The sequence below is a fragment of the Ensifer sp. 4252 genome (assembly GCF_050434565.1).
Classification (GTDB): domain Bacteria; phylum Pseudomonadota; class Alphaproteobacteria; order Rhizobiales; family Rhizobiaceae; genus Ensifer.
Genome location: NZ_JBNDIU010000011.1, coordinates 181,695 through 194,628 on the forward strand (window position 1 = coordinate 181,695; position 12,934 = coordinate 194,628).

Annotated in this window: 14 protein-coding genes and 1 pseudogene; 11 read left to right on the forward strand and 4 right to left on the reverse strand. The window is 62.1% G+C overall.

Annotation, left to right across the window (positions count from 1 at the left end):
• The first annotated feature begins 67 nt into the window (after positions 1–67).
• Genes ABIE33_RS20875 through ABIE33_RS20900 form a run of 6 tightly spaced genes read left to right on the forward strand, consistent with a single transcriptional unit; the run spans position 68 to position 3,473 of the window.
• Positions 68–649 (forward strand): MarR family winged helix-turn-helix transcriptional regulator, encoded by a 582-nt coding sequence (locus tag ABIE33_RS20875; RefSeq protein WP_429128890.1) that lies wholly within the window; start codon positions 68–70, stop codon positions 647–649.
• Positions 650–665: 16 nt separating this feature from the next.
• The gene (locus ABIE33_RS20880; protein WP_429128891.1) at positions 666–902 is read left to right on the forward strand and encodes a hypothetical protein; all 237 of its coding nucleotides are present in this window, start codon (positions 666–668) and stop codon (positions 900–902) included.
• The gene (locus ABIE33_RS20885; protein ID WP_429128893.1) at positions 889–1,437 is read left to right on the forward strand and encodes a carboxymuconolactone decarboxylase family protein; all 549 of its coding nucleotides are present in this window, start codon (positions 889–891) and stop codon (positions 1,435–1,437) included. Before ABIE33_RS20880 ends, ABIE33_RS20885 begins: the two co-directional genes overlap by 14 nt.
• A 53-nt stretch (positions 1,438–1,490) precedes the next feature.
• A complete protein-coding gene (locus ABIE33_RS20890) occupies positions 1,491–2,066 on the forward strand; it encodes a redoxin domain-containing protein (protein ID WP_429128894.1) in 576 nt (191 codons plus the stop codon).
• Positions 2,063–2,773 carry a glutamine amidotransferase gene (locus ABIE33_RS20895; RefSeq protein WP_429128896.1) on the forward strand — a complete coding sequence of 237 codons (711 nt, stop codon included), beginning with the start codon at positions 2,063–2,065 and terminating at the stop codon, positions 2,771–2,773. The genes ABIE33_RS20890 and ABIE33_RS20895 overlap by 4 nt, the downstream gene beginning before the upstream one ends.
• Positions 2,763–3,473: an MOSC domain-containing protein gene (locus ABIE33_RS20900; RefSeq protein ID WP_429128898.1), complete on the forward strand. Its 711-nt coding sequence runs from the start codon at positions 2,763–2,765 to the stop codon at positions 3,471–3,473. Before ABIE33_RS20895 ends, ABIE33_RS20900 begins: the two co-directional genes overlap by 11 nt.
• Positions 3,474–3,520: 47 nt before the next feature.
• On the opposite strand, the gene ABIE33_RS20905 is transcribed toward ABIE33_RS20900, so the two are convergent.
• Positions 3,521–4,957 (reverse strand): FAD/NAD(P)-binding protein, encoded by a 1,437-nt coding sequence (locus ABIE33_RS20905; RefSeq protein WP_429128950.1) that lies wholly within the window; start codon positions 4,955–4,957, stop codon positions 3,521–3,523.
• Positions 4,951–6,120, reverse strand: coding sequence for an FMNH2-dependent alkanesulfonate monooxygenase (gene ssuD, locus ABIE33_RS20910; RefSeq protein WP_429128901.1), 1,170 nt, complete (start codon positions 6,118–6,120; stop codon positions 4,951–4,953). Before ssuD ends, ABIE33_RS20905 begins: the two co-directional genes overlap by 7 nt.
• Before the next feature lie 182 nt (positions 6,121–6,302).
• On the opposite strand from ssuD, the gene ABIE33_RS20915 reads away from it, so the two are divergent.
• The 4 genes from ABIE33_RS20915 (at position 6,303) to ABIE33_RS20930 (ending at position 9,763) form a co-directional block, all read left to right on the forward strand.
• Positions 6,303–6,851 carry a flavin reductase family protein gene (locus tag ABIE33_RS20915; RefSeq protein ID WP_429128904.1) on the forward strand — a complete coding sequence of 183 codons (549 nt, stop codon included), beginning with the start codon at positions 6,303–6,305 and terminating at the stop codon, positions 6,849–6,851.
• Between the two features lie 178 nt (positions 6,852–7,029).
• A complete protein-coding gene (gene tauA / locus ABIE33_RS20920) occupies positions 7,030–8,037 on the forward strand; it encodes a taurine ABC transporter substrate-binding protein (protein WP_429128906.1) in 1,008 nt (335 codons plus the stop codon).
• A 95-nt stretch (positions 8,038–8,132) separates the two neighbouring features.
• Positions 8,133–8,930, forward strand: coding sequence for a taurine ABC transporter ATP-binding protein (locus tag ABIE33_RS20925; RefSeq protein WP_429128908.1), 798 nt, complete (start codon positions 8,133–8,135; stop codon positions 8,928–8,930).
• Positions 8,927–9,763 carry an ABC transporter permease subunit gene (locus ABIE33_RS20930; protein WP_429128911.1) on the forward strand — a complete coding sequence of 279 codons (837 nt, stop codon included), beginning with the start codon at positions 8,927–8,929 and terminating at the stop codon, positions 9,761–9,763. The genes ABIE33_RS20925 and ABIE33_RS20930 overlap by 4 nt, the downstream gene beginning before the upstream one ends.
• Before the next feature lie 19 nt (positions 9,764–9,782).
• Here ABIE33_RS20930 and ABIE33_RS20935 read toward each other — a convergent pair whose 3' ends face one another.
• Together ABIE33_RS20935 and ABIE33_RS20940 are read right to left on the reverse strand one after the other, a co-directional pair.
• Positions 9,783–11,189: an FAD/NAD(P)-binding protein gene (locus ABIE33_RS20935; protein ID WP_429128913.1), complete on the reverse strand. Its 1,407-nt coding sequence runs from the start codon at positions 11,187–11,189 to the stop codon at positions 9,783–9,785.
• Between the two features lie 345 nt (positions 11,190–11,534).
• Entirely contained in the window at positions 11,535–12,143 is a 609-nt protein-coding gene (locus ABIE33_RS20940; RefSeq protein WP_429128916.1) for an RBBP9/YdeN family alpha/beta hydrolase, read from the reverse strand.
• Positions 12,144–12,701: 558 nt separating this feature from the next.
• Here ABIE33_RS20940 and ABIE33_RS20945 point away from each other — a divergent pair.
• A pseudogene (locus tag ABIE33_RS20945) lies at positions 12,702–12,934 on the forward strand (molybdate ABC transporter permease subunit); the annotation flags it as partial.

Genomic DNA, 12,934 nt, shown 5'->3' on the forward strand with positions numbered 1-12,934 from the left:
AAACACGCAAATCCCTCCTACAATTATCGACCGTATCGGCGACGGGTTCGCGCGGATCGCAACCGCCTTGCGCACAGAAGCCTGGACGGCCGCCGACGTGATCGGACTGAACCCGACGCAACTGCAGATCCTGATCTTTCTGGTCGGTCGTGGCAAAGCGGGCATGCGGGTCAAGCAGATCGCCGCCTATCTCGGCGTCAGCCAGCCGACCGCGACGGATTCGATCAATGCGCTGACGCGCAAGGGTTTTGTCGAGAAGCTCGCGGATCCTTCGGATGCGCGGGCCGTAGCGGTGGCCGCGACTGCCGAAGGCGAGGCCGCCGTGCGCCGCGCCGGTATGATCGCCTCGGCAACCGACGATGCCTTCGCATCGCTGTCGACGCTCGAACAGGAGGACCTGTTGCTCCATCTCGTCAAGATCATACGCGCGCTGCAGGCGTCCGGCGCCATCCCGGAACAGCGCATGTGCGTGAACTGCCGATACTTCCAGCCCAACGTCTATCCAGGCGCGAAAGAGCCGCACCATTGCGCCTTCGTCAACGCACCGTTTGGCCAGGCGGATTTGCGGATCGATTGCGGCGAATACGAAACCGCAGACGCGACAAGCCGGGCATCCGTCTGGAAGATATTCAACCGCGGCGCGGCCTAAGGTCGGGGCAGATGCAATGAAGGACACCAATCGCCTGGGATCCGTTTCGACCACTATAACGGGCGCTGCCACGCCCAAGCCTGCAGAAATCTCCACCAGGAAAAAGCTCTTCACCCTCGAGATCGAAAAAAACACCGCACTCAAACGTGTTTTCGATCCCGATGATGTCGGCGCCGGTCCGTCGACTGCCATCGGCGGACCGGCATTTTCTCCCTCCACGCAAATAGAAAGAGAAAACCATGAGCAGAATTAATCTAGTTGACCCCAAGACGGCAACCGGAAGCAGCGCAGAACTGCTGAGCAACATTCACGCGGCCTTCGGCGCGACGCCGAACATGTTCAAGGCCGTGGCCAACTCCCCGGCAGCACTTGCCAGCATGTGGGGCTCATTCGGTGCCCTCGGCAACGGCCGGCTTGGCGCCAAGCTCGGCGAGCAGATTGCCGTCGCCGTTGCCGACCGCAATGATTGCCACTATTGCCTGGCCGCTCATACGGCGCTCGGCCGCAAGGCCGGCGCAACCGCTCAGGAAATGGCCGACGCCCAACGCTGCCACTCCAGTGATCCGAAGACGGCGGCGGTGCTTTCGTTTGTTCGTACGCTGGTAGAGCAGCGCGGGCAGATCTCGGATGCCGACGTCAAGACGGTGCGCAATGCCGGCTTCGATGATCAGGACATCGTCGAGATCATCGCCCATTTGGCGCTCAATCTCTTCACCAACTACATCAACGTGGCTCTGGCCGTTCCGGTCGATTTCCCCGGTGTCAAACTCGTCCGCGAAGCCGCCTGACAACCCACCGGGCAGGCCCGGCCTGCCCGGCCACTCCCCAAAGGAATGGTCTCATGATAGCCGATACCCCACATCAGGCGCCGGAGCTGGACGTGAGCAGTTGGTTCAACACCGCAACGCCGCTCAACCTCGATATGCTGCGCGGACGCGTCGTCTTCATCCACGCCTTTCAGATGCTTTGCCCCGCCTGCGTGTCACACGGATTGCCGCAAACCCAGCGCGTGCAACGCCTGTTTCGCGACACCGATCTTCAAGTGATAGGCCTGCACACAGTCTTCGAACACCACGTAGCGATGGGTCCGGAGGCTCTCAAGGCGTTCATCCACGAATACCGGCTGAGCTTTCCAATCGCCGTCGACGCTGCATCACCCGATACGCCGATACCGCGCACGATGCAGCGCTATGGTATGCGCGGCACGCCCACGACCATCATCATTGGCCGCGACGGCAAGGTCCGCCATCATCGATTCGGGGTCGAGGACGATCTGCTCGTCGGAGCTTGGCTGGCGACAGCGCTTGCAGAACCGTTGCCGACAACGACATCGCCGCTAGATCTCGCCGGCTGCACGACTGACGGCTGCGCAATTCCCGATGAGATCTCACGCCGAATGGAGACAGGAATACGATGACGCTGAAATCGGCCCTGGTGATCAGGCATGTTCACTTCGAGGATCTCGGCACCTTTGCCACTCCCCTTCGCCGCGCCGGCTACGAGATAGAGTACCGCGATGTCGGGACCGCCGATTTTCTGGATTTCGCACCGGATGCGCCCGACCTTGTCGTGGTACTCGGCGGGCCGATCGGCGTCTATGAAGACCGGACCTACCCGTTCCTGCAGCGGGAGGTCGAGGTGCTGGCCGCACGATTGAAGACGGGACGGCCGACCCTCGGCATCTGCCTTGGCGCGCAACTGATTGCGCGCGCAGGCGGCGCGCGGGTCTTTCCCTCAGGGATCAAGGAAATCGGTTTCGAGCCGATCAGCCTTAGCGAGGCTGGCCGCGCTTCTTCGCTTCGCCATCTGGATGGCGTGCCGATGCTGCACTGGCACGGCGATACCTACGATCTTCCCGCAGGGGCAACTTTGCTGGCATCGACCTCAAAGACCGTGCAGCAGGCGTTCTCAATCGGCAACACTGCTCTCGGGCTTCAGTTCCACCCCGAGGCGGATGCCGGAGCAGCGTTCGAACGGTGGCTGGTCGGTCACGCCTGCGAACTGGCGGCAGCGAAAATCGACATCGCGAAACTTCGGGCCGATGCCGCGCAACACGGGGCTACGCTGGCGACTGCCGCCGACGCGATGATGGCGGCATGGTTGGAGCAATTGCATGCGGCCTGAACAAGCAAGACCGATTGCCCTCGACGCATTGCTTGTGGGCGAACTCACCGCCATTGATGAGCGCGGGACGCAAAGCGGTATCGACAAGAAACCCGTCGCCGGGGCACTGCATCTGGCGATCACCGGTTTTGTTGGCGATAATCAGGGTGATCTCAAACGGCACGGCGGCATCGAGAAGGCCGTGCATCACTATCCCGGCGATCACTATCGGCTCTGGCGGTCGGAAATCGGCCCGGCGGCGGTTCTCGATCACCCGGGAGCGTTCGGCGAAAACCTGTCGACATCAGGGCTAACGGAAGACGACGTGGCCGTTGGAGATCGGTTCCGTCTGGGGCGTGCCCTGCTCGAAGTCAGCCAGGGACGGCAGCCGTGCTGGAAACTGAACAAGCGCTTCGGGCTCTCCGACATGGCCCGCCGCGTCCAGCAATCCGGACGAACGGGATGGTACTACCGCGTGCTTGAGGAAGGACGTGTTTGCGTTGACGATGCCTTCGTCATCGTCGAGCGCCGGTGCCCGACCTGGACTATTCGACGGCTCTGGCACTACCTCTATGTCGACACGATGAACCAGGACGCCCTTCGGGAGATCGCCAACCTTGATCTGCTGCCGACGAATTGGCGCGACTATGCGATCAAGCGGCTGGCCACCCGCAAGGTCGAGGACTGGAGGCGGCGTCTCGAGGGCCAGCACGAAGGTTAGACGTGGCCCCCGGCTTCCTTCCCGGGAAGGCATAAAGGAAGCTCGTATCAGGCGGTTTTCACCACAGGCCTGAACCCGGACTGACGTGCGAGCCGCTGCGCGACCTGATCAGCGACGAAGATCGCATGATCATTCACCTGCGGCAGTCCCATCAACTCACCGAATGTGCCACGCGCAAGAGGGCCGGCGATGAAAAGCGTGTCCTCGCTCTTTCCGTCGCGGTCGGCTGCGCGGCTTTGTTCATCGCAGGCAAGGCCGAGGCCCACCCCATCCAGTTGCAGATGGCCGGCGCCGGCCATATCGGCCAGCCAGCACTGGCTCCTGAGAATGCCCGTGTGCGCCGGGCCGGTGGTTACGACGCAGGCGTCAAACGTCATCTGCTCGCACGTGCCGGTGTGACGGTGTCTAACCTCGGCACTGATGAGCTCGCCGAGCTGGGCTATCTCTTTCACCGATCCACCAAGAACCCGCACGTCGCCGTGTTCAAGTCCTTGCGCGATGACCGCGTCGATCTGCGGCGCGACACGGAAGCGATGCACGTCCCAATAGGGCCTTAGGTGGCGAACAAGTCGTTTTCGCTCCGGGATAGGTAGCGCTCCCCAGATCTCGCCGCCCTGGGTGCGCAACGCGTCGAAAACCGCGTGCCAGCTCCGATCCGCTGTGGGCGCCTCTTGAACGGCATGACGCACTCGACGCAACAGTGACAGAGCGGTTCTCGAAGGCTTGGTGACGAAATCTCCAAATGGCTCCTGCGCCACCGTCGCGTGTCCCCTCGACCGAAGCCCTCGGCGAGAAAGGGCGGTGATCGCCCCCTTGTGGCCGCTACGTCTGAGCGAGGCGATGACATCGGCCGCGGTCAGGCCGTTGCCGATAACAAGGACGCGATCATCCCCACGGATCTCGGAGAGGGCGCCTGATACTGTCGAGTCGGCGACGAATCGTGGATGGCCGGCGAGCGCCTTGGCGATGTTTCGGGGCGCGCAAGGCGCCGGGTGGGTCGTGGCTATGATGGCGATGTCGGCCAGAATGCAAGTTCCTCCATCCGCCTCGATCCGCCACCGCTCACCGGTCCTGACGATCTCGACCACCCGCTCGCGACAGTGCTGGACCTGGCCGCTTTTAAGATACGGGGCGATGAAGTCGCCGACATAGCGGCCGAAGACCGCGCGCCGCGGGTAGAGATTCCCGTCTTCGGCAAGCGCGGCCGCGTCATCGCGCGGCTCGCCGTCAGCTGCCAGCCAGTGCAGGAAATCATCCGGTTCGTCGGGCATCAGGCTCATGCGCGCCGCCGGTACGTTGATGCGATGGGCCGGATCGGAGGTATCATATGCAAGACCGGCACCCAGGTGCGCCCGAGGCTCGAAGACGATGATATCGACCGCCTGACCGGTCGTGTTCCTGGCTAGATTGGCCGCAACAGCTGCACCGGTAAATCCCCCGCCTATGGCTGCCACAACCGGTCGGCGAGCTCGGAGCGTCACGATTGCGAGACCTTAAGCTTTGGCCTGTGGTCACCGGCTATGGTCTCGCCGAACGGACCGGTATTGATCGATGTTTCGCGCGCGGGAACCGAGTGGTTAAGCGGCAGGTTTGGCAGCACCAGTTCGCCGAAGTGATAGGCCTCCTCCAGATGCGGGTAGCCAGACATGATGAACGTATCGATGCCGATCTCGCGGTACTCTTCCATCCGCGCCTTGACCTGATCGGGGTCGCCGACAAGCGCTGTTCCCGCGCCGCCACGCACGAGACCGACGCCGGCCCAGAGGTTGGGCGCCACCTCGAGCTTGTCGCGCCGGCCGCCATGCAACCGGCTCATGCGGCTTTGACCTACCGAATCCATGCGCTCGAACACCTTTTGTGCCGCGGCGATCGTCTCGTCATCGACATATTGTATCAGGTCGTCAGCCGCCTGCCATGCTTCCTTTGCGGTCTCGCGCACGATCACATGCAGCCTGATGCCGAAGGTAACCTCACGGCCTTCCGCGTCGGCCAGCGCGCGCACTTCGGCAATCTTCTTGGCGACGTCTTCCGGCGGCTCACCCCAGGTCAGGTACTTGTCGATCGTTCTGGCCGCGACCTCCTGGCCCTTGCCCGAGGAACCGCCGAAATAGAGCGGCGGATGCGGCGTCTGAACAGACTGAAACAGCAGCTTTCCGCCTTCGATGTCGAAATGCTTTCCCTTGAAGGTCACGTCCTCGCCACGAAGGACGGCCTTGTAGACGTTGAGAAACTCCTCGGTGACCTCATAGCGCTCGGCATGCGAAAGATGGATGCCGTCGCCCTTGTTTTCGGTCGGGTCGCCGCCGGTCACCACATTGATCAGCAGCCGTCCGTCGGAGAGCCGATCGAGCGTGGCCGTCATCCGGGCAGCCAGCGTCGGAGAAAGCAGGCCCGGTCTCACCGCGATCAGGAAGCGCAGTTTCTCGGTCAAGGGCGCCAGAGCCGACGCCACCACCCAGCTGTCTTCGCAACTGCGGCCGGTCGGGATCAACACGCCATAAAAGCCCAGCGAATCGGCCGCCTGCGCTACTTGCTTCAGATAGTTCAGATCGACGTTACGCCCTCCCCGTGTCGTGCCGAGATAGCGGCTGTCGCCGTGGGTGGGCAGGAACCAGAGAACGTTGATTTTGTCAGGCGTGTTGCCCATGCGAATTCTCCTCGGACACGATCGATGCATGCGGCAAACACGGCCGGCAGCTCAAAAAAGATAAACTCTATAAAATTTATTGACAATGAAAAATCCGGCGATCATTTTTGAGTGGAGGAAAAATTTTTCCCGGATTGCGGTTTGACGACCGGGAAGCAGGTCAAATTTTTCGAGGATATCTCATGAACATCGCTCTTGCCGCTTCTCCAGCATTCACGACGCCCGACAGGTCCGTCAGTTACTCGACCCCGGTGACGCCAGCCGAACTCAAATCCGCAATGCGCAACTTGTCGGGCGGCGTGTCGGTCATCACCGCCGGCATCGGCGACGATCGCACCGGCGCGACCGTGACATCGGCAACGGCGCTTTCGGTCGACCCGCCGACGATGATCGTCAACATCAACCGGACATCGTCCACCTGGCCGGTCATCGAACGCCACCGGCATTTCTGCGTCAACATCCTCGCAAACGAGCAGCAGCACGTGGCCGAGCGGTTCGCAGGTTTCGGGGGGCTTAAGGGCGCCGCGCGGTACAACGGCGCGGACTGGCGGACACTCGTCAGTGGCGCTTCCGTCTTGAACGGCGCGCTCGCCGGGATCGATTGCGAAGTCGAGGAGATCATCGAGCGTCATAGCCACGCCATCATCCTGGGACGGGTCCTGGCGATTGCCGCAGGCGCAGGCGAGCCGGTTCTCTATCACGGTGGCCGTTACGGCAGTTTCCAGCCGTAGCGGCAGGCGGCCATGCTTGAGCGGGCAAAGAAGATGCCCAATCGGCCAAAGTTTGGAATGGCTTCATACCCCGTCGCTCAAACGGGGTATTTTTTATCTCTATAAAATCCATGGATTTTGAGATTATGAATGCAGGCTCCGCGACGGGGCCATCGGCAAACCGTTGAGGAGCACGGCAATGACAATCGCAAGACGCACACTTTTGGTATCAACCGCAGCGCTGTTGCTGGGGGCGCAGGGATTGTTCACCGCCCAGGCCGCGGACACCACGCTGACCATCGGCTATCAGCCGATCGTCGAACCGTCGCGCGTGCCGCAGGCCGATGGCACCTATGAGAAGGTGACCGGCGCGCAAATCAACTGGCAGAAGTTCGATGGCGGCGCCGATGTCATCGCAGCGCTCGCATCCGGCTCCATCGATATAGGCTATGTCGGCTCGTCGCCGCTGGCGGCTGCGGCCAGCCGGGAGTTGCCGTTCGAGACCATCTTCGTGGTCGGCCTGATCAGCGACGCGGAGGCTCTCGCCGTCAAAGGGGTGAGCAAGCCGGAGGAACTCGCCGGCAAGAAGATCGCAACGCCGTTCGTATCCACAGCCCATTACAGCCTGCTGACGGCGCTGAAGCATTGGAACATCGATCCGAAATCGGTGGAGATTCTCAACCTGCGCCCGCCGGAAATCGCGGCGGCCTGGCAGCGCGGCGACATTGACGGCGCCTATGTCTGGGATCCGGTCCTGTCCGAGATCAAGAAGACATCGACGGTGCTCGCCACCTCCGCCGACGTCGCCAAGTGGGGCGGGCCGACCTTCGATGCCTGGATCGTCAGCAAGAAATTCGCCGAGGAACACCCGGATATCGTTACCGGGTTCGTCAAGGTCACCGGTGACGCCTATGCCGATTATCGAGCAAAACCGGAGACTTGGGGAGCGACCTCGACGCAGGCCGAAAAGATCGCGCGCCTGACGGGCGCCAAGCCCGAGGACGTACTGGCGCTGCTGAAGGGATACTATTTTCCGTCCCTGGATGAGCAGGCTGGCCCCGATCTTCTCGGCGGCGCAACCGCCAAGGCGGTCGCAGAAACGTCGGCCTTCCTGCTCGAACAGGGAAAGATCCCGGCAGTCCTGACCGATTACGGCCCGTATGTCTCTGCGCGCTGGGCACAGGAAGCCGCCAAACTTTCCTTCTGAGCAGGACTGGATAGGCCACTCAACGGCTGGCGGCATGCCCGGTGCAAACTGCCAGCCCATCCATTTGTCTACCTCGGATATCAAGGGGCTGCACAATGTCCGTGCTTACGCTTGAGAATGTCTCGTTGCGGTACGCGGCTGGCGATAGTCGATCACGCGCGCCGCTGGTTCTAGACCGGATCGATCTGCAGATTGCCGGCGACGATTTCGTCGTGGTGATCGGCCGATCCGGTTCGGGCAAGACAAGCCTGCTCAATCTGGCAGCGGGATTCCTGGCTCCAAGCAGTGGCCGGATCGCACTCGATGGCCAGACATTATCTGGGCCCGGGTCGGACCGCGCCGTCGTCTTTCAGGATGACGCACTTTATCCGTGGCTGACGGCGATCGAAAACGTCGCCTTCCCCTTGCGGCTCCGCGGCGTCGGCAGGGATCAGCGGTTGAAGGAAGCGCAGGCTCTGCTGGAGCGGGTCGGCCTGCCGGATGCGGCCGAATGCAAGGTCTGGGAGCTTTCAGGCGGCATGCGCCAGCGGGTCGGCATTGCAAGGGCCCTGGCTTCGAGCCCACGGTTCCTGCTGATGGACGAGCCGCTGGGCGCACTGGACGCGCTGACGCGTGTGCGCATGCAGGGCTTTCTCCTGGACATGTGGCAGGCTAGCCGCGCCGGCGCCCTGCTCATTACTCACAGCATCGATGAAGCCTTGATGCTGGCGACCCACATCGTCGTCTTGAGCGCCAACCCGGGCCGGATTGCGAAGATCATTGCCGTCAATTTCGGCCGCGATTATCTCTTCGGAATTCCGCAATCAGAGCTGCGGGCTTCTGCCGAGTTCAGGCGGCTGCATGATGGTTTGACCGGCCTCATTCACTCCGAAGACGAAGGTGTGGCAGCATGACCCTTTCCCTGGAAGCGACGTCCACCAACCTCGAGCCAAGCAGTGAAATCGAGACCAGACGGCGACGCAGGCTGCCCGTTCTCTGGATTTCGGTAGCGACGATTGCTGCGCTGGTCAGCCTCTGGAGCCTTGTCTCTTTCTATGGGCTGGCACCGCCGCTGTTTCTGCCGTCGCCGCTGGCGGTGCTTCGGGCGCTAAGCGCACTGACGCTGACGGGCTTTGTCGATGCGACGCTGGCGCAGCATCTTGCCGCCAGCCTGTCGCGCATCTTCGGAGCTCTCGGTGTAGCCCTCGTTCTGGGCGTACCGGCAGGCCTGGCGATCGGCACCAGCCGCTGGGGCAAGGGCATCCTCGATCCGATCGTTGAATTTCTCCGACCGCTGCCGCCGCTCGCCTATCTGCCCCTCGTTATCATCTGGCTTGGTATCGGCGAGGCATCGAAGATCGCGGTGATTGCGCTGGCCATGCTGCCGCCGATCATTCTTTCGACCGCTGCGGGAGTGAAATCCGCATCGGTCGACCATATCAATGCCGCGCGCGCCTTCGGCGCATCGAGGCGGCAATTGCTGTCACATGTGATCCTGCCCGGCGCGTTACCATCCATTCTCACCGGCACGCGCATCGCGCTCGGCGCCGGCTGGTCGACGCTGGTTGCCGCCGAACTTGTGGCAGCGACACGCGGCCTCGGCTTCATGATCCAGTCGGCTGCCCAGTTCCTGGTCACCGACATCGTCATTGCCGGCATCGTGGTGATCGCCGTCGTCGCCTTCCTGTTCGAAGTGGTTGCTCGATGGATCGAGCGGCGGCTGGTACCGTGGTCCAACCACCGCTGACGGGCAACTGCCGCGCTTGCTATGCAGACTTCTGCGTGACCCGGCGGCGGGTGGCGATCAACCGGGCCGCCGCATAGGTTTGCGTGACAATCTCGGGCACCAGATCGATATCGGGCAGGCTGCCGAGACCCAATGGGCCAATCGCATAGAGATTGGCCGTTGGGTGGCCGCCCGAGAGCACCTCGCCCGCCGGGCTGACGGCAAGCCCGAGCTCGAGTTCATCCGGTTGCGCCAGACCGCCGGCAAAGAGGTTCTGAATGACCGGCGCCTTGAGATCAGGCGCAGAACAGCGACAGTCGATGACCTGATCGGCCACAAGCAGATCTTCCTGCGGGGCTCCTGCCCAGCGGACCATGAGCCCGTCTGGCCGCCGGCGCCCGGCCCAGCCCTTGCGCACGACGGTGCGGCCATCGGCCAGTTCCTGCTGCAGTCGCAGGTGCAATGGTGCCGGCAGGCGGTTGCGATGGCTGTCGTAGATCGAGCGCAGATGACGGTTGAACTGACGCTTCTCCTGTTCGGGCAGCCCCTGCCACAGAGAACGCGCACGGCGCCGGAGCCCGTTCATCGCCGCCTGCCAGCTCAGTCCATTGGCTTCTGCCTCGGCGCAAGCCTGCCGCACAAAGCGGACGATGTCGCGCAGCCTTGCCGGCATCGGATCAACGGGGAAAGTCGGCGCCGCCGCCAGCCGTGTGTGCGACTGCGGCAGAAAACCGTGGCGGGATACAATGGTGATCTCGCCGGCATAGCCGTTGTCGCGCAATTGCAGCAGTCGATCGACGACACGCACCCCGCTGCCGAGCAGCACGGCATGGCGCGGTACGACCAGACGCCGCGCTCTTACCAAGGGACGCTCCTCGTCTGAGACCTCCATTTCAAGCGCGCGGATACCGAATCCGGTTGCGAGCACCGCAACGTCGCACTCGATCGAGCCTTCTTCCTGCAGAACCAGGAAGCGACCGGATGGCAGCTTTCGCAAGCCCTGTACCGCCTGGCAGGAGAGTTGCATCGAGATATCCGGCCGGCGCGTCAACGCTTCGGAAAAGCGCTGATAGACATAGTCGCTGAAGATGCTCTTCGGCACGAAGATTTGCTGGAACCCCGGAATGGCGGCGGAGACGGCGGAGCGAAAATCCTGGTTGGCACAAAGCCAGTCGTTGAAATCCTCCGGCTGTCCGGCGGCCACCGACAGATCGCGCACGCGGCTGTTGAGGATTTCCCCGCTCTGGGGCGCGGCCATGACCTGACCGCCGCTGATGGTCGGTTGCGGGTCAAAGAGATGGACATGAAATGCTGTTCGTACCGACTTCATCAGGGCGATCGCCATCATGATCCCCGAGAAACCGCGGCCGATGATGGCGATACGTGGTTTTTCCCTGGGGCTGTCACTGTCGGGCGAAATCTTGGCAAACAATCCGTGGACAGTCATGTGAGCTCCCTTGTGGCCTGACTGTGGTCAGCCGGCAAAGTTTGATACGCATGGCTGTTCCGATCCCGAACACGGACCGGACCTTGGGGTATCGCCCAGCACCGAGATCGGCCGCTGCCTTGGCTCAACTCTGCAGTGTCGGGGGTTGGTTCCGCCAGCCGCACCGGCCGGCGAGTAGGTATCCGTTGTTCTGGCTGGCCTGGCACCTCGGCGCATGGTCATCCCTATACGGCATACTCTATAAAGTTTATGCGCTATTAGAACGCGAATTCGAGCGGACATCAAGCCCTTTGTGTCCGCCCTTGGTTTCAAGACGGCAAGTTCAGGGTCAGACCGGGTTATTATCTATCGTCCAGCGACGGCGCTGCCCTCTCGGTTTTCACCGATTTGTTGAACGTTCGCATGGGGCTGTTCGCGCCGCGCAATTCCGTTCAACACGGTCAGCAGGTCGTAGCCGCGCGACCACCGGCCGAAGCCGCTTGCAACGTTGATGTGCCCGGCATGACCGAGATCGACGAGCCGGCTGCCCCAGCGGGTCGAGATGTGCCGTAAGCGGTCGAAGGACATGTAGGGGTCGTTGAGGCTGCCGACGATCAGGCTCGGGAACGGCAGCGGCTGCTCCGGCATGGCGCCGAACGCGATCGCGCCGGGATGAATCCGCTCCGTCACGTCCAGATCGCAGGGTGCCACCAAAAGCGCGCTTCTGATCTGGCGCGCCAGCGGTCTTCGCGCCAGGCTGGCAACAAGGATGCAGCCCAGGCTGTGCGCCACAACGTCTACGACACCGTAACGGAAAATCGCCCGTTCCAGCGCGACACGCCACCGCTCGAGCACCGGGTGGTCCCAGTCATCTTGCTCAACGAGCGTCGCCCGCGGCTGGTCGTCCAGCCAGTGGCGCTGCCAGTGCGCCGCGCCCGACCCGAAGAGACCCGGGATGATCAAGGTTTTCGCCATGGTATCAGCCTCTTGCGACACGGGCCAAGCGACGGTGCGGCCACCGCCTGTCGGTCAAACATTTCATGAAGCGATTATGCGAAGGTGGGTAGCACGAGGTAAGCAAGGAACGTCCAATATCTATAAATTCTATAGCATAACTTTCTTCAGCTTCAGATCATACCGCTGAGATTGCCGTGGCGGCCGTGGAACAATGCTTGAGGCAGAGTGTTTCCTTTGACGCGTTTCTCAGCGAAATCAGTTTCGTTTTGAGGCCCCCTGCAGTCAAAAAATTGCGTTGTTGGCGCCCGGGAAATTGATAGTTTGACCTGCGGACTTCGGCGGCAAGCGCAATCGAAGTTTTGAGGAGTGGTGCTGTGTTCGGCCAACTCGACAAGCCGAGCGAAGGAACAGCAAGGTTGGCGGCGGACCAGATAGGTTTTGCCGACCAGCGGTGCTAGGGCGGCGGGCTTGTCGGGTTTGTTTGAGCTTTGATCGGAAGGGCGATCGCTTGGTTGGAAACGGCCTGGTCGATCATTGAGGACCGCCTGGTTTTTTACCTTGCGCATGAGAGGTGGGTTGGATTTGAGAGAGCGTGGCCACAACAGGCGCTGGCGGTTTCGTCAGCCGAGTGTGCTTCCGGGGTTTGGTCTGGCGCTCGGCGTCACGCTTTTCTGGCTGGTGCTGATCATCCTGATCCCGCTGTCGGGATTGATTTGGCGTTCGAGCGGCCTCGGCTGGTCGCAGTTCATGACGCTGGCGCTCGATACCCGCACCTTGAATGCCTTGCGCATCAGTTTCGGCACGGCCTT

Excerpts from the sequence above, each read along its gene's own strand:
- ABIE33_RS20880 (WP_429128891.1), top strand. The coding sequence starts at position 666 with ATGAAGGACACCAATCGCCTGGGATCCGTTTCGACCACTATAACGGGC.
- ABIE33_RS20885 (WP_429128893.1), top strand. The coding sequence starts at position 889 with ATGAGCAGAATTAATCTAGTTGACCCCAAGACGGCAACCGGAAGCAGC.
- ABIE33_RS20890 (WP_429128894.1), top strand. The coding sequence starts at position 1,491 with ATGATAGCCGATACCCCACATCAGGCGCCGGAGCTGGACGTGAGCAGT.
- ABIE33_RS20895 (WP_429128896.1), top strand. The coding sequence starts at position 2,063 with ATGACGCTGAAATCGGCCCTGGTGATCAGGCATGTTCACTTCGAGGAT.
- ABIE33_RS20900 (WP_429128898.1), top strand. The coding sequence starts at position 2,763 with ATGCGGCCTGAACAAGCAAGACCGATTGCCCTCGACGCATTGCTTGTG.
- ssuD (WP_429128901.1), bottom strand. The coding sequence starts at position 6,120 with ATGGGCAACACGCCTGACAAAATCAACGTTCTCTGGTTCCTGCCCACC.
- ABIE33_RS20915 (WP_429128904.1), top strand. The coding sequence starts at position 6,303 with ATGAACATCGCTCTTGCCGCTTCTCCAGCATTCACGACGCCCGACAGG.
- tauA (WP_429128906.1), top strand. The coding sequence starts at position 7,030 with ATGACAATCGCAAGACGCACACTTTTGGTATCAACCGCAGCGCTGTTG.
- ABIE33_RS20925 (WP_429128908.1), top strand. The coding sequence starts at position 8,133 with ATGTCCGTGCTTACGCTTGAGAATGTCTCGTTGCGGTACGCGGCTGGC.
- ABIE33_RS20930 (WP_429128911.1), top strand. The coding sequence starts at position 8,927 with ATGACCCTTTCCCTGGAAGCGACGTCCACCAACCTCGAGCCAAGCAGT.
- ABIE33_RS20935 (WP_429128913.1), bottom strand. The coding sequence starts at position 11,189 with ATGACTGTCCACGGATTGTTTGCCAAGATTTCGCCCGACAGTGACAGC.
- ABIE33_RS20940 (WP_429128916.1), bottom strand. The coding sequence starts at position 12,143 with ATGGCGAAAACCTTGATCATCCCGGGTCTCTTCGGGTCGGGCGCGGCG.